The sequence below is a fragment of the Candidatus Pantoea symbiotica genome (assembly GCF_056491525.1).
In genome coordinates this window covers 2,893,653-2,915,471 of the sequence record NZ_JBSZHR010000002.1, presented here as the reverse complement: position 1 = coordinate 2,915,471, position 21,819 = coordinate 2,893,653, and the positions used below count along the sequence as shown (strand labels likewise).

Annotated in this window: 25 protein-coding genes; 17 read left to right on the top strand and 8 right to left on the bottom strand. The window is 53.6% G+C overall.

Annotated elements, in window-relative coordinates; translation table 11 throughout:
• Positions 1-38: 38 nt before the first annotated feature.
• Together ACXIZX_RS14150 and ACXIZX_RS14145 are read left to right on the top strand one after the other, a co-directional pair.
• Positions 39-473: a type II toxin-antitoxin system RatA family toxin gene (locus ACXIZX_RS14150; protein ID WP_008101549.1), complete on the top strand. Its 435-nt coding sequence runs from the start codon at positions 39-41 to the stop codon at positions 471-473.
• The gene (locus ACXIZX_RS14145) at positions 466-756 is read left to right on the top strand and encodes an RnfH family protein (RefSeq protein ID WP_479404391.1); all 291 of its coding nucleotides are present in this window, start codon (positions 466-468) and stop codon (positions 754-756) included. The genes ACXIZX_RS14150 and ACXIZX_RS14145 overlap by 8 nt, the downstream gene beginning before the upstream one ends.
• Before the next feature lie 54 nt (positions 757-810).
• Here the strand turns inward: ACXIZX_RS14145 and bamE are convergent, their stop codons facing one another.
• The 3 genes from bamE to nadK all read right to left on the bottom strand — a co-directional run bounded on the left by bamE (position 811) and on the right by nadK (position 3,971).
• Entirely contained in the window at positions 811-1,158 is a 348-nt protein-coding gene (bamE, locus tag ACXIZX_RS14140; protein WP_061718027.1) for an outer membrane protein assembly factor BamE, read from the bottom strand.
• Between the two features lie 187 nt (positions 1,159-1,345).
• On the bottom strand, positions 1,346-3,007 hold the full coding sequence (gene recN, locus ACXIZX_RS14135; RefSeq protein ID WP_479404390.1) for a DNA repair protein RecN: 1,662 nt from the start codon (positions 3,005-3,007) through the stop codon (positions 1,346-1,348).
• Between the two features lie 85 nt (positions 3,008-3,092).
• Positions 3,093-3,971 (bottom strand): NAD(+) kinase, encoded by an 879-nt coding sequence (nadK, locus tag ACXIZX_RS14130; protein WP_008101540.1) that lies wholly within the window; start codon positions 3,969-3,971, stop codon positions 3,093-3,095.
• A 122-nt stretch (positions 3,972-4,093) separates the two neighbouring features.
• Here nadK and grpE point away from each other — a divergent pair, with 122 nt between their 5' ends.
• Complete coding sequence (gene grpE, locus ACXIZX_RS14125; protein ID WP_154155627.1) at positions 4,094-4,672, top strand: nucleotide exchange factor GrpE; 579 nt, start codon at positions 4,094-4,096, stop codon at positions 4,670-4,672.
• Between the two features lie 46 nt (positions 4,673-4,718).
• Here the strand turns inward: grpE and ung are convergent, their stop codons facing one another.
• Positions 4,719-5,396, bottom strand: coding sequence for a uracil-DNA glycosylase (ung, locus tag ACXIZX_RS14120; RefSeq protein WP_192411375.1), 678 nt, complete (start codon positions 5,394-5,396; stop codon positions 4,719-4,721).
• Positions 5,397-5,661: 265 nt separating this feature from the next.
• Here ung and grcA point away from each other — a divergent pair, with 265 nt between their 5' ends.
• Positions 5,662-6,045, top strand: a complete 384-nt coding sequence (gene grcA / locus ACXIZX_RS14115; RefSeq protein WP_479404389.1) for an autonomous glycyl radical cofactor GrcA — start codon at positions 5,662-5,664, stop codon at positions 6,043-6,045.
• A 188-nt stretch (positions 6,046-6,233) separates the two neighbouring features.
• Here grcA and srmB read toward each other — a convergent pair whose 3' ends face one another.
• Positions 6,234-7,562 carry an ATP-dependent RNA helicase SrmB gene (srmB, locus tag ACXIZX_RS14110; RefSeq protein ID WP_008101533.1) on the bottom strand — a complete coding sequence of 443 codons (1,329 nt, stop codon included), beginning with the start codon at positions 7,560-7,562 and terminating at the stop codon, positions 6,234-6,236.
• 141 nt (positions 7,563-7,703) lie between these two features.
• Between srmB and trmN the strand changes: the two genes are divergently transcribed.
• Positions 7,704-8,453 (top strand): tRNA(1)(Val) (adenine(37)-N(6))-methyltransferase TrmN, encoded by a 750-nt coding sequence (trmN, locus tag ACXIZX_RS14105; protein ID WP_479404388.1) that lies wholly within the window; start codon positions 7,704-7,706, stop codon positions 8,451-8,453.
• Here the strand turns inward: trmN and nadB are convergent.
• Positions 8,419-10,056, bottom strand: a complete 1,638-nt coding sequence (gene nadB, locus ACXIZX_RS14100; RefSeq protein WP_479404387.1) for an L-aspartate oxidase — start codon at positions 10,054-10,056, stop codon at positions 8,419-8,421. The genes trmN and nadB overlap by 35 nt on opposite strands.
• 441 nt (positions 10,057-10,497) lie before the next feature.
• Here nadB and rpoE point away from each other — a divergent pair, with 441 nt between their 5' ends.
• The 11 genes from rpoE to acpS all read left to right on the top strand — a co-directional run bounded on the left by rpoE (position 10,498) and on the right by acpS (position 19,844).
• Positions 10,498-11,076, top strand: coding sequence for an RNA polymerase sigma factor RpoE (rpoE, locus tag ACXIZX_RS14095; protein WP_007886161.1), 579 nt, complete (start codon positions 10,498-10,500; stop codon positions 11,074-11,076).
• Between the two features lie 27 nt (positions 11,077-11,103).
• A complete protein-coding gene (gene rseA / locus ACXIZX_RS14090) occupies positions 11,104-11,760 on the top strand; it encodes an anti-sigma-E factor RseA (RefSeq protein WP_008101525.1) in 657 nt (218 codons plus the stop codon).
• On the top strand, positions 11,760-12,716 hold the full coding sequence (gene rseB / locus ACXIZX_RS14085; protein WP_008101523.1) for a sigma-E factor regulatory protein RseB: 957 nt from the start codon (positions 11,760-11,762) through the stop codon (positions 12,714-12,716). The genes rseA and rseB overlap by 1 nt, the downstream gene beginning before the upstream one ends.
• Entirely contained in the window at positions 12,713-13,177 is a 465-nt protein-coding gene (rseC, locus tag ACXIZX_RS14080) for a SoxR-reducing system protein RseC (RefSeq protein WP_008101521.1), read from the top strand. The genes rseB and rseC overlap by 4 nt, the downstream gene beginning before the upstream one ends.
• A 218-nt stretch (positions 13,178-13,395) precedes the next feature.
• Positions 13,396-15,195, top strand: a complete 1,800-nt coding sequence (gene lepA, locus ACXIZX_RS14075; protein ID WP_008101519.1) for a translation elongation factor 4 — start codon at positions 13,396-13,398, stop codon at positions 15,193-15,195.
• Between the two features lie 9 nt (positions 15,196-15,204).
• On the top strand, positions 15,205-16,176 hold the full coding sequence (gene lepB / locus ACXIZX_RS14070) for a signal peptidase I (RefSeq protein ID WP_154155635.1): 972 nt from the start codon (positions 15,205-15,207) through the stop codon (positions 16,174-16,176).
• 118 nt (positions 16,177-16,294) lie between these two features.
• Entirely contained in the window at positions 16,295-16,975 is a 681-nt protein-coding gene (rnc, locus tag ACXIZX_RS14065) for a ribonuclease III (protein ID WP_036620136.1), read from the top strand.
• Positions 16,976-17,024: 49 nt separating this feature from the next.
• A complete protein-coding gene (gene era, locus ACXIZX_RS14060; RefSeq protein WP_008101512.1) occupies positions 17,025-17,930 on the top strand; it encodes a GTPase Era in 906 nt (301 codons plus the stop codon).
• A 3-nt stretch (positions 17,931-17,933) separates the two neighbouring features.
• Positions 17,934-18,662 (top strand): DNA repair protein RecO, encoded by a 729-nt coding sequence (recO, locus tag ACXIZX_RS14055; RefSeq protein ID WP_008101510.1) that lies wholly within the window; start codon positions 17,934-17,936, stop codon positions 18,660-18,662.
• Between the two features lie 70 nt (positions 18,663-18,732).
• Positions 18,733-19,464: a pyridoxine 5'-phosphate synthase gene (gene pdxJ / locus ACXIZX_RS14050; RefSeq protein WP_008101508.1), complete on the top strand. Its 732-nt coding sequence runs from the start codon at positions 18,733-18,735 to the stop codon at positions 19,462-19,464.
• Positions 19,464-19,844, top strand: coding sequence for a holo-ACP synthase (acpS, locus tag ACXIZX_RS14045; RefSeq protein ID WP_061718003.1), 381 nt, complete (start codon positions 19,464-19,466; stop codon positions 19,842-19,844). The genes pdxJ and acpS overlap by 1 nt, the downstream gene beginning before the upstream one ends.
• On the opposite strand, the gene ACXIZX_RS14040 is transcribed toward acpS, so the two are convergent.
• Together ACXIZX_RS14040 and ACXIZX_RS14035 are read right to left on the bottom strand one after the other, a co-directional pair.
• A complete protein-coding gene (locus ACXIZX_RS14040; protein ID WP_008101505.1) occupies positions 19,841-20,089 on the bottom strand; it encodes a YfhL family 4Fe-4S dicluster ferredoxin in 249 nt (82 codons plus the stop codon). The genes acpS and ACXIZX_RS14040 overlap by 4 nt on opposite strands.
• A gap of 55 nt (positions 20,090-20,144) precedes the next feature.
• Positions 20,145-20,984, bottom strand: coding sequence for a MurR/RpiR family transcriptional regulator (locus ACXIZX_RS14035; protein ID WP_007886185.1), 840 nt, complete (start codon positions 20,982-20,984; stop codon positions 20,145-20,147).
• Between the two features lie 167 nt (positions 20,985-21,151).
• On the opposite strand from ACXIZX_RS14035, the gene yfhb reads away from it, so the two are divergent.
• A complete protein-coding gene (gene yfhb, locus ACXIZX_RS14030) occupies positions 21,152-21,790 on the top strand; it encodes a phosphatidylglycerophosphatase C (RefSeq protein ID WP_008101503.1) in 639 nt (212 codons plus the stop codon).
• Positions 21,791-21,819 lie beyond the last annotated feature (29 nt).

Sequence of the window (21,819 nt, the reverse complement as noted above, 5' to 3'; positions counted from 1 at the left end):
GGTATTATTCAATGGTTTTGTGATGAACAGGAACCATTATGGCCCAGATTAGTCGTTCAGCGCTGGTCCCTTATAGCGCTGAGCAGATGTACCGTCTTGTGAATGACGTGGATGCTTATCCTCAGTTTCTGCCGGGCTGCACCGGCAGTCGCGTGCTGGATAACAGCGGAGATCAAATGACCGCGGCCGTTGATGTCTCGAAAGCCGGCATCAGTAAAACTTTCACCACACGTAATACGCTGATCAGCAACCAAAGCATATTGATGCAGTTGGTTGATGGCCCGTTTCGTAAATTAACCGGCGGCTGGCACTTCACCTCATTGGGTGATGATGCCTGCAAAGTTGAGTTGAACCTCGATTTTGAGTTCACCAATATGCTGGTAGAAATGGCGTTCGGCCGCATCTTTAAAGAGCTGGCGAACAGCATGGTGCAGGCATTCAGTCAGCGCGCGAAAGAGGTTTATCGTGCCTGATATCAGCGTGGAAGTGGTTTACGCACTGCCGGATAAGCAGTATTTAAGAGCCGTCACGCTTGAGGAAGGCGCTACCGTTGAGCAAGCGATCAAGGCGTCGGGTTTGCTGTCACTGCGTAAAGATATTGACCTGAACTTGAACAAGGTCGGGATTTATAGCCGCCCGGTAAAATTGGCTGATGTCGTGCAGGATGGTGATCGCATTGAGATTTATCGTCCGCTGATTGCCGATCCGAAAGAGTTGCGGCGTCAGCGAGCAGAGCGTTCAGCTGAAAAGAAATAGTCAGAAAGTAAAAACTAAAAAAGGCGCTTAAGCGCCTTTTTTATTGCCGTTCACTTAGCCTTCTTTGCCAGTGAGCTTCGGCTTATTGTCTATGTTGGTCAGCGTTCCGTTGCTATCAAAGGTCAGCGTCAGGGTTTGCTGTTTCACACTTTCATGACCTGGTTCCTGGCGGAACACGTAGTACCAAACGTTGCTGCCAAATGGATCGCGCATCATCGGCGTACCGAGCGTGTAGGCAACCTGCTGCTGCGTCATGCCGTTATGAATCTTCGACACATCGTTGGCGACCAGGTAATTCCCCTGATTGATATCCGGACGATACACAACGCGCTCAAGGGTGGAACATCCAGCGGTCATCATCAACATTACTACTGCCGCGGCAGTCAGCGTTTTACAGCGCATCTATACATTCCTTTTCTGGGGCCAAACGCCTTTCAGCAGGCTATTTTTTTGCCATCAAATTCTGAACTCTGCCTGCGGCAGGCTTTATTACTCAGACGACATAACTGCCGATGATAATAAACCTTTTCGCTATTTGAAACCTCTACAGAGCAAGCATATGACCACCAGACGGGAAAAAAGTGCTGTATCAGGCGGCTAAAAGTTCTTTAGCGTTGGCCAGCGTGTTGCGCGTCACCTCGCTGCCGCCCAGCAAACGCGCCAACTCTTGCAGACGCGCGCGTTTATCTAGCGGCTGCATATGGGTTTCTGTCATCGCACCATCGGTCTCTTTGCTGACGTAGAAGTGCTGATGACCGCAGCCAGCAACCTGCGGCAGGTGTGTAACACACATCACCTGGGTTGATTCGCCCAGTTGACGCAGCATTTGGCCTACGACTGCGGCGGTTGGGCCGCTGATACCGACATCCACTTCATCGAAGATCATTGCTGGCGTTTCCATTTTCTGTGCGGTGATCACCTGAATTGCCAGCGCAATACGCGACAGCTCACCGCCGGACGCCACTTTACCCAGCGGCTGGAGCGGTTGACCTGGGTTAGTCGTGACGCGGAAATCAATGCGCGTTGCGCCATCTGCAGTGAGTTGATCCGCATTGAACTCCAGCACAATGGCAAATTGGCCGTGCGGCATCGCCAGCGTGCGCATGCTTTGCGTAATCAGCTGGCTCAACTCTTGAGCGGAGTGTTCACGCAGTTGATGCAGATTTTCAGCACTGACTAACGCGGCTTTATGGTGAGCGATGACTTCAGATTGCAAGGTTTCCTGGTCGCTCTCTTGCTGCGAAAGCAGTTCCGCTTCATCTAGCAACTGCTGATAAAGCACCGGCAAGGTTTCAGGTGAGACATGATGCTTACGCGCCAGTGCGATCTGCCGTGACAGACGTTGCTCCAGCTCATGCAGGCGATTGGGATCGAGATCCAGACGTTCACAATAGTGACGCAGTTCGTCGCTGGCTTCACTGAGCTGGATTGCGGCTTCCTCCAACAGATTGAACACGCCGCTGACTTTATTATCCAGCGTCACCAATTCACCCAGCATGTGACGGGCGCTATACAGCAGGCTCTGCAGGTTGGTGTCATCACCATCGGCGAGAATTTGCAGCGCTTGCTGGCTGGTAGAGAGCAACTGGCCGCTATTCGCCAGACGTTTGTACTCTTCATCAATCTGTTCAAATTCGCCCAACTGCGGGGCGAATTCATTGAGTTCTTTCAACTGATATTGCAGCAGCTCGCGACGTGATTCACGCTCTTGCGAGAGCTGCTGATGCTGCGCCAGCGCACGGCAACTCTGATGCCAGCGCTGATAGTGCTGGCGCATTTCAGATAGCAAATCATCGTGGGCTGCATAAGCATCCAGCAGATGTTTTTGGTGATCGGATTTGAGCAACAGCTGATGCGCATGCTGGCCGTGAATCTGAATCAACAATTGACCCAATTCACGCAGCTGCGACAGCGGCACCGACGTGCCGTTGATAAAGCCACGCGAACGACCATCCGCGCTAATCACACGACGCAGCAGACACTCATTGCCTTCATCCAGCTGATTCTCCACCAGCCAGCGCTGTGCGGAAGGCGAAGCCTTGAGTTGGAAGCGGGCGCAGATATCCGCACGACTGGCACCCTGACGCACCATATCTGCTTCAGCGCGTCCGCCCAAACACAGGCCCAGCGCATCGATGGCGATAGATTTACCTGCGCCGGTTTCACCCGTGATCGCCGTCATACCACGATGAAAGTCGATCTCCAGTTCACGAACGATAGCAAAGTTACTGATGGTCAGTTGTGCCAGCATAGAATCACCTGTATGTAAAAACAGATATGGTTTTACATACAGTATATCCTGGTTTTTTATACAGTAAAGTAGTCAGTGCTGATTTTCAGAACAATTTTTTAGACCAACCCAATTTTGAACTTAAGGTATTAAAATAGTTGTAATTTTTAGGGTGGATGAGATTGAGATGATTGGCGCTGCGGCGAATCAGGACATCTTCACCTTCCTGAATAGGTAAGGCAATCTGGCTGTCACAGCTGATCTCCAGATCGCTGCGCAGGGAAGAAAAACGCAGGCGGATGGTGCTGCTGCTGTTAATCACCAGCGGGCGCGCTGAGAGCGTATGAGGGAACATCGGGACCAGCGTAATGGCATCCAGTGACGGCGTTAGAATGGGGCCGCCAGCCGAGAGCGAATAGGCGGTGGAACCGGTTGGCGTGGAGATGATCAAACCATCGGAGCGCTGTGAAAAGGCAAACACCTCATCAATATAGACTTCGAATTCAATCATGTGCGCGACTTTACCGGGATGCAACACCACTTCGTTAATAGCGCTACCAATGCGCGGCGAGCAATCTTCTTTGCACACCTGCGCCTCCAGCAGGAAGCGGCTTTCGACGAAGTAATCGCCCTGCAGCACATCGTCCAGCTGCTGCTGCGCGTTGTCCGGATCGAGATCGGTCAGAAAACCGAGGTTGCCACGGTTAATGCCAATTACTTTGATGTCATAGCGCGCCAGCACGCGGGCAGCACCAAGCATGTTGCCATCGCCACCTACTACAACCGCTAAATCAGCGCGTTGACCAATATCCGCAAGGCTGCCGGTTTCGGCATTTTTCAAATCCAGTTCGCGCGCAATCTGCTGCTCGACAATCACCTCATAACCCTTTGCCGTTAGCCAGCGCCAGAGCATTTCATGGGTGGTTAACGCAGTAGGATGGCGCGGATGGCCGACAATCCCGATGCAGTTAAAGTGTTTGTTCATTTAGCGCGAGTTCCTTATAAGCCAAAACGGCCAGGCAATGTGATGGGTTTACTTGAAACCGTCAAACTGATCCCCATAATAAGCCAACCAGCGAGATGAATGTGCAAAACGCGGAGAAATTCATGAGTAGTAAAGAACAGAACACCCCAAACGAGCAAGTCTCAGACGAAATTCAACAGGATCAGCAGCACGTGGACGCAGAGACAACCGCTGAGGTGGATCCGCGTGATGAGCGTATCGCGCAACTGGAAGCCGAGTTAGCCGTATCGCAAACCGGCGTGCGTGATGCACAGCTGCGTGCGCAGGCGGAGATCGAGAATATCCGTCGTCGTACTGAAATGGATGTGGAAAAGGCGCATAAATTTGCGCTGGAAAAATTTGCCAACGAGCTGCTTCCAGTGATCGATAGCCTGGAGCGCGCGCTGGAAGTCGCAAACAAAGATAACGCTGAACTGGCTTCGATGATTGAAGGTATCGAGCTGACGCTGAAGTCGCTGCTGGGAGCGGTGCGTAAGTTTGGCGTGGAAGTGGTTGGCGAAACCAATGTGCCATTCAATCCAGAGATCCATCAGGCTATGTCGATGATGGAATCAGAAGAGATGGCACCCAATCACGTACTGATGGTGATGCAGCGCGGTTACACCCTCAACGGTCGCCTGCTGCGTCCGGCGATGGTGGCAGTGACCAAAGCCAAAGGCTAATCCGTCGCTATCATAACAACGGCCGCGTAATGCGGCCGTTTGTTTTTTAAGGCAGCACCGGCATCCAGTCAATCGGTGACTGGCCTGATTGGCTCAGCAACGCATTCGCCTGCGAGAAGTGTTTGCTGCCAAAAAAGCCGCGATGCGCGGAGAGCGGAGAAGGGTGTGGCGCTTTCAGCACATGATGACGTTGCGTATCAATGATGCTGCCTTTCTTCTGCGCGTGCGATCCCCACAGTAAGAAAATCACCCCTTCGCGATGCTGGTTGATGGCGCTGATAACGTTATCGGTAAAGGTTTCCCAGCCAAAGCGCGCATGTGAATGCGCCTTACTGGCTTCCACCGTTAACACGGTGTTCAACAGCATCACGCCTTGCGTTGCCCAGCTTTCAAGAAAACCGTGCGTAGGGCGCACAAAGCCGGGAATATCCTGCTCCAGCTCTTTGTACATATTCAGTAATGACGGCGGGATCGCCACTCCGGGCAGCACAGAAAAGGCCAGACCATGCGCCTGATTCGGGCCGTGATAAGGATCCTGACCCAAAATCACCACTTTGATATCGCCCAGTTCGGTCAGCCGAAAGGCATTAAACACATCCTTCTGCGGCGGATACACCGTTACGCCGGCAGCGCGTTCATTGGCCACCGCTTTCAGCGTTTCCACGAAGTAAGGTTTCTCTTTCTCTTCAGCCAGCACGTCGTGCCAGGTCAGCTTCTCAGCCATCATTGACTCCCTGCAAAATAGTGCGCCTAGCTTAACGTGTCGAACTCAACAGCAGAAGGGTAAAAATAATTTGAATATTTACGTAAAAAGTTATCGAGTAAAGTTGTTATGAATCAAGTTGTTAGTTTTTCAGCTTGTAATAGTGACTGGACGAAATTGATACAGGTCAAAACGGCGGGTTTCTTGCAGTGATATACCACAGCATTCCATAACCTCATGAACCTCGCTGTCCGGTTGCGACAGCGTAAAGCCCTGGAGACCTACTATGATTACCGGTATTCAAATTACTCAGGCAAATAATCCACAGCTGTTGAACTCATTCTGGCTGCTGGACGATGATAAAGCCGAAGCGCGCTGCCTGTGCGCTAAAGGAGATTTCGCGGAAGATCAGGTTGTTGCTATCAGCGACCTCGGCGAAATCGCTTACCGTGAAATTCCACTTGAGCAGAAGCCGCAAGTGCGTATCGAAGGTGGTCAGCATCTGAACGTTAACGTGCTGCGTCGCGAAACGCTGGAAGATGCCGTCAATCATCCGGAAAAATATCCGCAGTTGACCATTCGCGTATCAGGCTATGCCGTACGCTTTAACGCGCTGACGGCAGAGCAGCAGCGTGACGTGATTACACGTACATTCACCGAAAGCCTGTAATTGCAGCGCTGACGAAAAGACACACAGCAATACAAGCCGCGCCAATGTTGATTGGTGCGGCTTTTTTTATATGGCTTGATGACAAAGAAAGACTTATTGAGGCCGTTTGATAGCGAAAGCGCTTTTTCGCTACGCTTAAAACAAAAAAATCGCCTCAAAAGAGGCGATTAATTACAGCGAGTGCTGTTTTATTCCGCACCAGACTCTGGTGCATCGCTACCGCTTGGCTTGCGGCGTTTACCCACATTTTTGGTATCGCGATGGCGTTGTTTGACGCGCGGTTTCTCTTGTTCTTTCTCTTTACGCTCTTGACGCTTCGCAAGGGCTTTTTTCGACGGTTTTCCCGTCACTTTGGCACTTGGCGCACGGCTTTCTGGACGCAGCTCATCAATCACACGCGCTTTCAACGGCTCGTTGATGTAACGGGTGATTTTGCCAAGCAGCACGTGGTCATGCGCTTCGACCAGCGAGATTGCGGTACCTTTACGGCCTGCACGCGCGGTACGGCCGATGCGGTGCAGATAGGTATCAGCGGTGCGCGGCAAATCGTAGTTAATCACGTGCGAGATATCGTCAATGTCGATACCGCGCGCAGCAACATCGGTGGCAATCATCACCGTAACGCGGCCATCATTCATACGTTTGATCGCTTCGTTACGGTTAACCTGCACCATTTCGCCTTCGAGATAGCTGGTGCGAATGCCGGCTTCATGAAGCCAGGTGACCAGCTCATGCAGACGTTCACGTTTACGCACAAACACGATGACGCGCGTGGCGTCTGGCTGTTTCAACAGGTGAATCAGCAGCTTGTTTTTATGCTGCAGATCGTCGGCGCGGTAATACCATTGCTGAATCTTTTTACGTTCGCTTTTGCTTGGGTCGGCTTCAATAAACACCGGCTCATTGAGCAAGCGCTCGGCGAAGTCTTTAATGTGATCGCCTTCCAGCGTCGCTGAGAACAGCAGCGTCTGTTTGCGCCAGCGGGTTTCTGCGGCGATGGTTTCGATGTCCTGCGCAAAGCCCATATCGAGCATGCGGTCAGCTTCATCAAGAATCAGCGTTTCTACTGCGCGGCAGTCAAAGTTCTCTTCTTTGATGTACTGCAGCAAACGGCCAGTAGTCGCGACAACGATGTCCTGGTTTTCGCTGAACACTTCGGCATGGTTCATATACGCCACACCACCGGTGATGGTGGCGATATCCAGATGCGTGTGTTTAGCCAGTTCGCGCGCGTGATCGGCAACCTGCATCGCCAGTTCGCGCGTTGGGGTGATGATCAGAATGCGTGGTGGGCCTGATTTCTTGCGCGGGAAATCGAGCAAATGCTGTAAAGCGGGCAGCAAAAACGCTGCAGTTTTCCCCGTCCCGGTTGGAGCCGAACCCAGAACGTCACGGCCTTCCAGCGCGGCAGGAATGGTCTCGGCCTGAATAACAGTAGGGCGAGTAAAGCCTTTTTCCTGCAAAGCTTGTAGCAGGCTTTCGTCGAGTTCGAGTTCGGAGAATGTGGTTACGGTCATGGTCTACCTCAGTTTGGGGCGCTGATTATAGACAGAACGAATATAATCTTCATCTGTTTGTGTAGGTATTACAGGCGCAGGTGAATTCCCATCGCCACCACGTTACACTTCTGGCAGTAAAAAATTCAATGGTAGTGAAGTATGTCTCAGGACCAGCCGCAGGTGCGGCCGACGTTAAGAAAAGATGGTTTTACCTTTAAGCAATTTTTCGTGGCGCACGATCGCTGTGCGATGAAAGTCGGCACCGATGGCGTGTTAATTGGGGCCTGGGCGCCAGTGGCAGGCTCGCGTCGCATCCTCGATATTGGCTGCGGCAGCGGGTTGATAGCGCTGATGCTGGCGCAACGCACGCCCGATTCGGTAGAGATTGATGCGGTCGAACTGGAAGCCAGCGCAGCACAGCAGGCACAGGAAAATATGCAGTCTTCGCCGTGGGCGGATCGCATTCATGTGCACCATCAGGATATTGTCAGCTGGAGCGAGCAGTGTGAAAAACGCTTTTCGCTCATCGTCAGTAACCCACCGTTTTTTGCGCCCGGCATGGCAACAGGCAGTGTCGCGCGTGATACCGCACGCAGCACCGCCACGCTCGACCATCTCACACTGCTGCGCTGTGCCGCCCAGTTGATTGAAGAGGAAGGGCTATTTTGTGTGGTGCTGCCGGCTGAAGCAGGCGAAGCATTGATTTCGCTGGCGCTGGCGGATGGCTGGCATCTGCGTTATCGCTATGATGTCGCCGCCTATGCGCAGCGTCCGCCGAATCGCGTGGTGTTGGGCTTTTCTCCCTCCGCCGGCGAAACGTTGCTGGAACGTCTCGCCATTCGTGATGAAGATAAAAGCTATTCAGCCGACTGGCTCAGTCTGGTGAAAGACTTTTACCTGTTCCGCTAACTTCGGGCTGCAGGATGGTTGGTAACGCTTCATCCAGCAGATCAGGATTGTCGAGGGTAAAGTGCAGCCCTCGGCTCTCCTTTCGCTCCAGCGCACAGCGCACCATCAATTCGGCGACCTGCACCAGATTGCGCAGCTCAAGCAAATTGTTAGAGAGGCGGAAGTGCGCGTAATATTCATCGATCTCCTGTTGCAGCAAATTAATGCGTCGCAGTGCGCGCTCCAGACGCTTAGTGGTGCGCACAATGCCCACGTAATCCCACATGAATAGCCGCAGTTCATGCCAGTTATGCTGGATCACTACGCGTTCATCGGCATCATCAACGCGGCTTTCGTCCCACGCAGGCAGATGTTCTACCGCCGCGACGTCCGGCAAGCGTGCGATCATATCTTCAGCCGCTGACCAACCATAAACCAGGCACTCGAGCAAAGAGTTGGATGCCATACGGTTTGCGCCATGTAAGCCGGTGTAGCTCACTTCGCCTATCGCATAAAGCCCATCTACGTCAGTGCGGCCTTGCTGGTCGACCATCACGCCGCCGCAGGTGTAATGCGCGGCTGGCACAATCGGAATCGGCTGTTTGGTGAGATCGAGGCCAAAGGTCAGCAACTTTTCGTAAATCATCGGGAAGTGCGCGCGCACAAAGCTTTCCGGCTGGTGGCTAATGTCGAGATACATACAATCGACGCCCAACCGTTTCATCTCATGATCAATGGCGCGCGCCACAATATCGCGCGGCGCCAACTCGGCACGTTCATCAAAGTCAGGCATAAAGCGCGTGCCGTCGGGACGTAACAGCCAGGCGCCTTCACCGCGCAGTGCCTCGGTCAGCAGGAAGTTTTGCGCTTGCGGATGGAATAAACAGGTGGGATGGAATTGATTAAATTCGAGGTTCGCCACGCGACAACCGGCGCGCCATGCCATTGCAATACCATCGCCAGACGCCACGTCTGGATTGGTGGTGTACTGATAGACTTTCGCTGCGCCGCCAGTGGCTAACACCACGGCGCGCGCGCGACAGGTTTCCACCTGCTCACGTTTACGGTTCCAAATCCACGCGCCAACCACGCGGCGCTTGCCGGACAGGCCAAGTTTGTCGGAGAGAATCAAATCCACCGCATTGGTGCGCTCTATAATGCGGATATTCGGATGGCTCAGCGCCTGGCTTACCAGCGTGGTTTCTACCGCGCGGCCGGTGGCATCGGCGCTATGCAGAATGCGGCGGTGACTATGTCCGCCTTCGCGCGTGAGGTGATAACGCGCTTCGCCATCAGCCTGCGGCTCTTTATCGAAGGCGACGCCGTTATCAATCAGCCACTGCACGCAGTGACGCGCGTTGCTGGCAATAAAGCTCACCGTATCGCGATCGCACAAGCCTGCGCCAGCAACCAGCGTGTCTTCAACGTGTGATTCGATGCTGTCTGTTTCGTCAAACACCGCCGCAATCCCGCCCTGTGCATACAGCGTTGAGCCCTCATTCACCTGCGCTTTACTCAGCACGGTAACCTGATAATGCGGCGCTAAGCGCAGCGCTAACGATAAACCTGCCGCACCGCTGCCTACGATGAGGACATCACACTGATATTCCGGGAGAGAAGTCATGGTGTTTAATTTACTAAACAAAAGGTGGCTTGAGCATAAGCCGGGATGGGGATGCTGTGAAGTATTTTGAACAAATTGCGCGGAAAAATTATTCAGCAGAGGGAGATAATAACGTGAATTCAGTAAGTTAACTCTGAAATTAAGCACAATGTGTTTTTTATATCAAACACTCTGAAAATTCAGGTAATAAAGGTGAAAATGACGGCGTCATAAGGTACTCTGCCAGCGATTATCGGTGCCGCAAAAGACACCACCAGCGTGGCAAGTCGCTACACTGAAAGACAATCAACAACAATGATGTCGTGGTTCCGATACGGAAAATTTCTGGTCGTAGTGAACTTCAGACCATTAGGTCACTCTAAGCGCATGCTTGCTCAGAACAATGAGATGTGCTGGCAGTTCACTTACGCATAAAAAAGTTTTGGGGAGATATTACCTCGGATGAGCGAGCAGTTAACGGATCAGGTTCTCGTTGAGCGGGTTCAGAAGGGAGATCAAAAGTCCTTTAATTTACTGGTGATTCGATACCAGCATAAAGTGGCGAGCCTGGTTTCACGCTATGTTCCGTCAGGCGATGTGCCTGATGTGGTTCAGGAATCTTTTATTAAAGCGTATCGCGCACTGGAATCGTTCCGTGGCGACAGCGCCTTTTATACATGGCTGTACCGCATCGCGGTCAATACAGCGAAAAATTATCTGGTTGCTCAGGGGCGACGTCCGCCATCCAGTGATGTGGATGCAATTGATGCGGAAAATTTCGAAAGTGCAGGTGCACTGAAAGAAATTTCGAACCCTGAGAACTTAATGTTGTCTGAGGAACTGAAACAAATCGTCTTTCGTACCATTGAGGCGCTTCCCGAAGATCTTCGTATGGCCATTACCCTCAGGGAATTGGATGGCCTGAGTTACGAAGAGATTGCCGTCATCATGGATTGTCCGGTCGGTACCGTACGTTCGCGTATCTTCCGTGCACGAGAGGCTATTGATAATAAAGTTCAACCGCTTATCCAACGTCAGTGATAACGGCTACTGGAAGGGTACCAAGGCATGCAGAAAGAAAAACTTTCCGCTTTAATGGATGGTGAAACTTTAGATAACGAGCTGTTGGCGTCGTTATCTAAGGATGCGGATCTTCAGCAAAGCTGGGAAAGCTACCATCTCATCCGCGACACCTTACGAGGTGATATCGGAGAAGTGCTGCATTTTGATATCTCCGCACGTGTGGCTGCGGCCATCGAAAACGAGCCGGCACGCAAAGTCACTCCGCTGATCCCTGAAGCGCAGCCTGAGCCGTCACGTTACGAGAAGATGCCGTTCTGGCGTCGCGGTGGCAGTTGGGCGGCACAGCTGACGCAAGTCGGTGTTGCTGCCTGTGTTTCACTGGCGGTGATTGTTGGTGTTCAGCACTACAACAGTTCACCAACCGGCAGCGCGACTGAAGCGTCCGATTCACCGGCATTCAATACCTTGCCGATGATGGGTAAAGCTTCGCCTGTCAGCTTAGGCGTGCCTTCTGAAGCCTTCGACACCAACAGCTCTAATCAGCAGGTGCAGGAACAGCGTCGTCGCGTCAATGCCATGCTGCAGGATTATGAACTGCAACGTCGTCTGCATGCCGATCAGGTTCAGTTTGAGAAAAACGATCCGCAACAGGCTCAGGCTAATGTTCCCGGAAATCAGTCGTTAGGAACTCAGCAGCAGTAATGAAGCAGCTTTGGTGTGCCGTTAGCCTGCTGGCAGGCAGCCTGTTTTGCTCATCTATCGCCTCGGCGCAGACCTCTGCGTCCGGGGCGTTGTTACAACAGATGGAGCAGGCAAGCCAGAACCTCAACTACGAATTTGCCTACATCAATGTCTCGCGTCTCGGCATTGAATCTCTGCGTTATCGCCACGCGGTTATCGACAATCGTATCTTCGCCCAACTGCTGCAGATGGATGGGCCGCGCCGTGAAGTGATCCAGCGCGGAAACGACATCAGTTATTTCGAGCCGGGATTAGATCCCTTCTCGCTGCCGGGCAATCACATCATCGATGCCTTACCCGGTTTGATGTTCGCCGACTTCTCCCGTTTGGGCGAAGCCTATGATTTCATTCCGGTTGGTCGCTCGCGCATGGCCGATCAGATGTGCGAAGTGGTGCGCATCGTGTCACGTGATGGCACGCGCTACAGCTATGTTGTGTGGCTGGATGTGGATACCAAATTGCCGCTGCGTATCGATCTGCTCGATCGTGATGGCGAAACGCTGGAGCAGTTCCGTGTCATCAGCTTTGCCGTCGATGAAGGCGTACGCAACTTGATGCAAGGGCTGGAGAAGGCCAACTTGCCGCCATCGCTGTCTTTACCAGCGGGTGACAAAGTTGAACTCAGCTGGCAGCCAGGCTGGCTCCCGGCGGGCATGAAACTGATCTCACAAAGTCGCCGTGATATCCCATCGATGAACAAAACGGTCGAATCGCGCCTATACAGCGATGGCCTGTTTAGCTTTGCCATCAACGTTACGCCAGCAGATAAAAGCAGCAGCGTGCAGGCATTGCGCACTGGGCGCCGTACGGTGCAGACAGAAGTACGCAATAATAACGAAATCACGGTGGTGGGCGAGTTACCGCCAGCCACGGCTAAACGTATTGCGGACAGCATAGATTCGGGTTCACCAAAATGATGAGAGAATGGGCCACCGTGGTGGCGTGGAAAGAAGGCATCGCCACACTGCACACGGAAGCGAAAACGTCTTGTAACAGCTGCTCGGCGCGTAAAGGCTGCGGCAGCCACGCGCTTAATCAGCTGGGACCGAAAAATGCCCACGTGATGACTATCGCCAGCGCGGAGCCGTTGCAACCTGGCCAGCGCATTGAGTTAGGCATCCGCGAGAGCAGCTTGTTGGGTTCCGCTTTGCTGGTTTACATGACGCCGCTGTTTGGCCTGTTTTTAGTGGCGGGCATCTTCCAGATGCTGTTCGCCAGCGATCTGGCTGCGGCCTGTGGCGCGCTGTTGGGCGGCATTGGCGGCTTTATCGTCGCGAAAGGTGTATCCAAACTCTTCGGCGATCGCGAGGCTTTCCAGCCGGTGATTCTTAGCGTTGCGTTACCGCCTGATGCGCTGCGCGTGGAAAGCGAAGCATGATCCCCGTCCAGGCCGCATTTGATGCGGCCTTTCCCAATCGGCTTAACCGCTGAAATCTGTTGCGATTCCCCACAGTTCCATTCTTTAACGCGCGGCGTTAACAGTGTAATATGCGTCGTCATTAATGAGGCCGACAGGGTTCCGGGTAAAGCTCACTTTCCTGAATGTGTCCGTGCTCAAGTTTCCCACTGATTTTCTACGTGAAGATATTCATATAAATGAAGCACATACGAAATTTCTCCATCATCGCTCACATCGACCACGGCAAATCAACGCTCTCTGACCGTTTGATTCAAATTTGTGGTGGCCTGAGCGATCGTGAGATGGCGGCGCAGGTTCTGGACTCCATGGATCTGGAACGTGAGCGCGGCATTACCATTAAAGCGCAGAGCGTGACGCTCGATTACAAAGCGCTGAACGGTGAAACTTACCAGCTCAATTTTATCGATACTCCCGGTCACGTTGACTTCTCTTATGAGGTTTCCCGCTCGCTGGCGGCGTGTGAAGGAGCATTGCTGGTGGTCGATGCAGGGCAGGGCGTTGAAGCGCAGACGCTGGCAAACTGCTACACCGCAATGGAAATGGATCTGGAAGTGGTACCGGTACTGAACAAAATCGACCTGCCTGCCGCCGATCCAGAGCGCGTAGCGGAAGAGATTGAAGATATCGTCGGCATTGACGCGACCGATGCGGTGCGTTGCTCGGCGAAAACCGGCGTCGGCGTGCCCGATGTGCTGGAACGTCTGGTGCGTGACATTCCGCCGCCAGAAGGCGATCCGGAAGGTCCGCTGCAGGCGCTGATCATCGATTCCTGGTTCGATAACTACCTTGGTGTGGTATCGCTGATTCGTATTAAGAACGGCACGCTGCGCAAAGGCGACAAAGTTAAAGTCATGAGCTCCGGTCAAAGCTACAACGCTGACCGTCTCGGCATCTTCACGCCGAAGCGTGTTGATCGCAACGAACTGAACTGTGGTGAAGTAGGCTGGCTGGTGTGTGCGATTAAAGATATCCTCGGCGCGCCAGTGGGCGATACCCTGACCTTGCAGCGCAATCCGGCGGAGAAAGTGTTGCCTGGTTTCAAGAAAGTGAAGCCACAGGTTTACGCCGGTCTGTTCCCGATTAGCTCTGACGACTATGAAGCGTTCCGTGATGCGCTGGGCAAATTGAGCCTGAACGATGCGTCCCTGTTCTATGAGCCAGAGAGCTCAACGGCGCTGGGCTTCGGTTTCCGCATCGGCTTCCTCGGTCTGCTGCACATGGAGATCATTCAGGAGCGTCTGGAGCGTGAATACGATCTGGATCTCATCACCACCGCGCCAACCGTAGTGTATGAAGTGGAAACCACCGACGGCGAAACTATCTACGTTGATAGCCCGTCGAAGCTGCCACCGCTGAATAATATTGCCGAGCTGCGTGAACCGATTGCGGAGTGTCACATGCTGCTGCCGCAGGAGTTTCTCGGCAACGTCATTACGCTGTGTATCGAAAAACGTGGCGTGCAGACCAACATGGTTTACCACGGCAAGCAGGTTGCGCTGACGTATGAGATTCCGATGGCGGAAGTGGTTCTCGACTTCTTTGACCGTCTGAAATCAACCTCGCGCGGTTATGCCTCGCTGGATTATAACTTCAAACGTTTCCAGACCTCTGACATGGTGCGTGTCGACGTGATGATTAACTCAGAACGTGTTGATGCGCTGGCGCTGATTACTCACCGTGATAACTCACAATATCGTGGCCGCGATCTGGTGGAGAAGATGAAAGATCTGATCCCACGTCAGCAGTTTGATATTGCGATTCAGGCGGCAATCGGCAACCACATTATCGCTCGCTCAACGGTAAAACAGCTGCGTAAAAACGTCCTGGCGAAATGCTATGGCGGTGACGTGAGCCGTAAGAAGAAACTGTTGCAGAAGCAGAAAGACGGTAAGAAGCGAATGAAGCAGGTCGGCAACGTTGAGCTGCCGCAGGAAGCATTCCTTGCCATTCTGCATGTCGGTAAAGACAGCAAATAAGGATTTTTAATGGCTAACATGTTCGCCCTGGTTTTAGTGATCGCAACACTGATCACTGGCGTTATCTGGTGTATCGATCGCTTTAAATGGGCACCGGCGCGTCGTGCGAAACAGGCTGCTGCTCAAGCGCAAGCTGGCAATGCACTTGACAGTAAAACGCTGGCGAAAGTAGCCGCGCAGCCGGGTTGGGTTGAAACCACAGCATCGGTGTTCCCGGTGCTGGCAGTGGTATTGATCGTGCGTTCGTTTATTTTTGAGCCGTTCCAGATTCCATCGGGCTCAATGATGCCAACGCTGCTGATTGGCGACTTTATCCTGGTGGAGAAGTTTGCTTACGGCATTAAAGATCCGATTACTCAAACCACGCTGATCCCAACTGGCCATCCGCAGCGCGGTGATGTCGCGGTATTCAAATACCCGAAAGACCCAAGCGTGGATTATATCAAGCGCGTGATTGGCTTGCCGGGCGACAAAGTGGTGTTTGATCCTTACAGCAAAACCCTGACCATCAATCCGGGTTGCAGCAGCGGCAATTGCGACACAGCGCTGCCGGTGACTTACACTAACGTTGAGCCAAGCAACTTCATTCAGACCTTCAGCGGCTTTGATGGCAATGAAACCGGCAACGGCTTCTTCCAGGCGCCGCAGGGCGAAACCATGAAGGGCGGCCTGCGTCTCGGCACCCGTAAAGAGACATTGGGCAGCGTAACGCACGATATCTTGCTGGTAAACGAAGCGCAAAGTCAGGCAAGCATGTATTATCAGCAGCCGGGCCAGCCGCAATCGACCTGGATTGTGCCGCAAGGGCAGTATTTCATGATGGGCGATAACCGCGATAACAGCGCCGACAGCCGCTACTGGGGCTTTGTGCCCGAGAAGAATCTGGTCGGCAAAGCGGTGGCTATCTGGATGAGCTTCGAGAAACAAGAAGGACAGTGGCCGACCGGCGTGCGCTTTAGCCGCATTGGTGGGATTCACTAATTAGCTTCAAAAAAGGTTGGCCTCTCTTTCGGGAGGCCAGTGCACACCAAACAGAACAGGTTGGAACCTCAGCCCTGTTTCGTATGCAGTGATAGACGCACAGAATAACTGGAATAGCATGAACCCCATCGTCATTAACAAGCTGCAGCGCAAACTGGGCTACACTTTTACTCATCCGGATTTATTGCAGCAGGCACTGACGCATCGTAGCGCCAGCAGCAAACACAATGAACGTCTTGAATTTCTTGGCGATTCTATTCTCAGCTACGTGATCGCCAATGCGCTCTATCACCGCTTCCCGCGTGTGGATGAAGGCGATATGAGCCGCATGCGCGCCACGTTAGTTCGCGGCAATACGCTGGCGGAGATGGCGCGAGAGTTCGACCTTGGCGAATGTTTACGCCTCGGTCCGGGCGAGCTGAAAAGCGGCGGTTTCCGTCGTGAATCGATTCTCGCGGATACCGTTGAAGCCTTAATTGGCGGCATTTTCCTCGATAGCAGCATTCAAACCGTCGAAAAGTTAATTCTCGACTGGTATCACTCGCGACTGGAACAGATCAGTCCGGGCGATAAACAAAAAGATCCGAAAACGCGCCTGCAGGAGTATTTGCAGGGACGTCATCTGCCGCTGCCATCGTATTTGGTGGTGCAGGTGCGTGGCGAAGCCCACGATCAGGAATTCACCATTCACTGTCAGGTGAGTGGCATGGCGGAACCGGTGGTGGGCATTGGCTCCAGCCGCCGTAAAGCCGAGCAAGCAGCCGCCGAACAGGCGTTAATTAAGCTTGGCCTCGAATAAATAGTCACATCGCAGCGTCGAAAGCGACGCTGCCCAAGTCAGGACTCGAATGAGCGAACTCGAAACATATAGCGGCTTTGTCGCGATTGTAGGCCGACCAAACGTCGGTAAATCCACTTTGCTGAACCAGTTGCTGGGGCAGAAAGTGTCGATCACTTCACGCAAGCCGCAAACCACGCGTCACCGCATCATGGGCATCCACACCGAAGGCGCTTATCAGGCGATCTACGTGGATACGCCAGGGCTGCACATGGAAGAGAAGCGGGCAATCAACCGCCTGATGAACCGTGCCGCCAGCAGCTCCATCGGTGACGTTGAGCTGGTGATCTTTGTGGTTGAAGGCACGCGCTGGACGCCAGACGACGAGATGGTGCTCAACAAGCTGCGTGATAACAAAGTTCCTGTGGTATTGGCGATCAATAAAGTCGACAACATCCAGGACAAGAGCATTCTGTTGCCGCATCTGCAGTTCCTTAGCCAGCAGATGAACTTCCTCGAAATCGTTCCGATCTCAGCGGAAAGCGGCAAAAATGTTGACGCTATTGCGGCGATTGCGCGCAAATGCCTGCCAAAATCTGAGCATCATTTCCCGGAAGATTATGTCACTGACCGCTCACAGCGCTTTATGGCGTCTGAGATCATCCGTGAAAAATTGATGCGCTTCCTTGGCGCTGAGCTGCCTTACTCCGTTACCGTAGAAATTGAGCAGTTTGTTTCGAACGATCGCGGTGGCTACGACATCAATGGCCTGATCCTCGTTGAGCGCGAAGGCCAGAAGAAAATGGTCATCGGCAATAAAGGCGCCAAGATCAAAACCATCGGCATTGAATCGCGTAAAGACATGGAAGAGATGTTTGAAGCGAAAGTGCATCTCGAATTGTGGGTTAAAGTGAAATCTGGCTGGGCGGACGATGAACGTGCGCTGCGCAGCTTAGGTTACTCTGACGAAGGTTAATTGATGGAAGGCTGGCAACGCGCCTTTGTGCTGCACAGTCGCCCTTACAGCGAAACCAGCCTGCTCCTCGATCTCTTCAGCGAAAGTGAAGGACGCGTCCGCGTCCTTGCCAAAGGCGCCCGATCGCGCCGCTCCCAACTGAAAGGTGCGCTGCAACCCTTCACGCCACTGCTGGTGCGCTGGGGTGGACGCGGTGACGTCAAAACGCTGCGCAATGCCGAAGCCGTTTCGCTGGCATTGCCGCTCAGCGGCATCACGCTTTATTGCGGACTCTACGTCAATGAGCTGCTGTCGCGCGTGCTGGAACAGCAAATTCCCTTCTCTGACATGTTCTTCGATTACCTGAATTGCATCCAAACGCTGGCGGCAGGCAACGGCTCGCCTGAACCGGCGCTGCGCCGCTTTGAGCTGGCGCTACTTGGGCATCTCGGCTACGGCGTGGATTTTCTGCATTGCGCCGGCAGTGGCGAAGAGGTCGCTGACGGCATGACCTACAGCTACCGGGAAGAGAAGGGCTTCATTGCCAGTTTGGTGGTCAATCAGCGCAGCTTTACCGGCCGTCAGCTGCGGGCGTTGTGGGAACGCGAATTCCCGGATGCTGATACGCTGCGCGCCGCCAAACGCTTTACGCGTATGGCGCTGAAGCCCTATCTTGGCGGCAAACCGCTGAAGAGTCAGGAACTGTTTCGCCAGTTTGTGCCAAAAAAGAAACCAGATGTGGCAAACGACTAGCGCTGGTCGTACCGCCTGATATATTCAGCGCGGTACACTGCAAACACACTGAACACATTTAAGGATTGTCATGGCTGAGTTGCTGTTAGGCGTCAACATTGACCACATTGCCACCGTACGTAACGCACGTGGCACAAACTATCCCGATCCGGTGCAGGCCGCGTTTGTTGCTGAGCAGGCCGGCGCCGACGGCATTACCGTGCATCTGCGTGAAGATCGCCGCCACATCACCGACCGCGATGTGCGCATTCTGCGTGACACCATCCAGACGCGCATGAATCTGGAGATGGCGGTCACTGACGAGATGATCGACATTGCCTGCGAAATCAAGCCGCACTTCGTTTGCCTGGTGCCAGAAAAGCGTCAGGAAGTGACCACCGAAGGTGGGCTGGATGTGGCGGGTCAGCAGGATAAAATCAATGCGGCGGTGCGCCTGTTGAGCGACGCCGGTATTCTGGTTTCACTGTTTATCGATGCCGATCACCGCCAGATTGAAGCGGCGGTTACCAGCGGCGCGCCTTACATCGAAATTCACACCGGAGCTTATGCCGAAGCGCCCGAAGGTCTTGAGCGCCAGGCTGAGCTGTCACGCATTCGTAAAGCCGCGACTTTCGCCGCCAGCCTTGGCCTGAAAGTGAATGCCGGCCACGGTTTGACCTACCACAACGTGCAGCCGATTGCTGAACTGCCGGAAATGCACGAGCTGAATATCGGTCATGCGATTATTGGTCGCGCGCTGTTCAGCGGTCTGGCCGATGCGGTCAGCGAAATGAAGCAGCTGATGCGGGAAGCGCGTCGCTAATGGCAATTCTCGGACTCGGCAGCGATATCGTAGAGATCGAGCGCATTGCAGGCGTCATTGAGCGCTCCGGCGACCGTCTGGCGCGCCGCGTATTGAGCGAAGCCGAGTGGCAACAATATCAGGCGCACCAGCAACCGGTGCGCTTTCTTGCCAAACGTTTTGCGGTGAAAGAGGCGGCAGCAAAAGCCTTCGGCACCGGCATTCGCGGGGGGCTGGCCTTCAATCAGTTCGAAGTGTATAACGATGCGCTGGGCAAGCCGGGATTACGTTTCTTTGAGCAGGCCAAGGTGATTGCCAGCCAGCTCGGCGTTAAGCACGTGCATGTGACGTTAGCGGATGAACGCCATTACGCCTGCGCAACGGTGATTATCGAGAACTAAGGGTGCAACACCACGAACTTCTCCCACAGCGCCTCGCGGCTTTCCGGGTGCTGTGGATCGAGAATAATGGTGTTATCAATCGGGCAGACGCTTTGGCAGGTCGGCACATCATAATGGCCCACGCACTCGGTGCAGCGGTCGACATCAATCTCATAGATCGCATCGCCTAAGCTGATTGCCTGGTTTGGGCATTCAGGTTCGCACATATCGCAATTGATGCATTTAGTGGTGATGAGCAGGGCCATAGCGGAAGTCCAATAACAGCAGAAAAGGCGCGGGTATTATACGCGCCTGATCTCATCAGACCAGCTTTTTCACCAACTCTTCGCTGTGGCGGATGTGGCTGGAGGCGCGTTCGGGATCGTTTTGTACCAGCGCCATAAACAGCAGATCGGTCAGCGCCAGCTGCGCGCTGGTTGACGAGATCGCCGCGCTGCGCGTGCTCTGCTCTTCCGCAACGGTGTAGAGGCAAACCGTGGCGCATTGCTGCAGGGCATTCGGCGTAAAACCGGTAAAGGCCAGCACATCGGCACCAACTTGCGCCGCTTCCTGCGCAGCAAGATTGATTTCGCGACGTTCGCCAGTATAAGAAATCGCCAGCAGCACATCGCCCGGCGCCATCGCTTGCACGCTGGCGAGCAAGGCGTGCATATCCTGTTCCGCCACCGCATTGATGCCGATCTTCATTAGCTTCCACGAAAAATCTTTCGCCACTAAACCGGACGCACCGATGCCAACCAGCAAAATACGATTGGCGTTCTTCAACAGCTGTAAGGTTTGCAGCAGCTTCTCTTCGCTGTTGATATCCAGCGTGGCGCGGATCGCTGAGATCTTCTCGGTCAGCAACTTTTCGCCGACCACTTTCAGCGGATCGTCGCTGAGAATATGGTTATGCACGGTGATCGCATCGCGATCGGCCATCGATTCGCTCAGCGCCAGCTTCAGCGCCGGAAAGCCTTTATAGCCCAGTTTCTGGGCGAACTTCACCACGCTGGACTGGCTAACGCCCGATTCCTCGGCGAGTTTTTGTGAACTGAGATGCCGTGCACGATCCGGCTGCGACAGCAAAAAATCCGCCAGCCGACGCTCATTTAGCGCCAGTCGAGGGTAGAGCTGACGAATGCGCAGCAATGAACTCATGGTTCGATCCTTAATTCCTTTATCCGCAAACAGCGCGTAAACGCGAAGAATAAACTATTCAAATGGCATTGTAGTCATTGGAATTAAAAATAGCAGCTTTCGCCTCGAACGCCGAAGCTGGCTACACTGTAGTGCAGAAACCGCGAAGGATAGAGAAGGAGTGCTGTTTGACAAAGGGTACACAACGACGCGTGGTGTTTTTCGATCTCGATGGCACGCTACATCAGCAAGACATGTTTGGCACCTTTATGCGCTATCTGCTGCGACGTCAGCCGATCAATCTGCTGCTGGTGGTGCCGCTGTTGCCGGTGATCGGTCTTGGGATGCTGTTCAAAGGCCGTGCCGCACGCTGGCCGATGAGTTTGTTACTGTGGGCGATCACCTTTGGGCACAGCGAAACACGTCTGCGCCAGCGTGAGGCTGAATTCGCCGAGTGGTTCCGCCAGCGTGTTACCGCTTTTCCGGTGGTGCAGCAGCGGCTTACCGACTATCTCAGCAGTAATGATGCCGATGTCTGGCTGATTACCGGTTCGCCGCAGTCGCTGGTGGAGCAAGTCTATTTCGATTCGGCATTTTTACCGCGCGTGCAACTGATCGCCAGCCAGATGAAACCGGGCCGTGGCGGACGTTTACTGTCGATGCGCTGTCTCGGCCATGAAAAGGTGGCGCAGCTGGAGGAGAAAATCGGCACGCCGCTGCAACTGTATAGCGGCTACAGCGACAGCAAGCAGGACAACCCGCTGCTGTTCTTCTGTCAGCATCGCTGGCGCGTCACGCCAAGCGGTGAGCTGCAACAGCTGGAATAACGCTTCGATTCCAGCAGCAGCATCGCTAT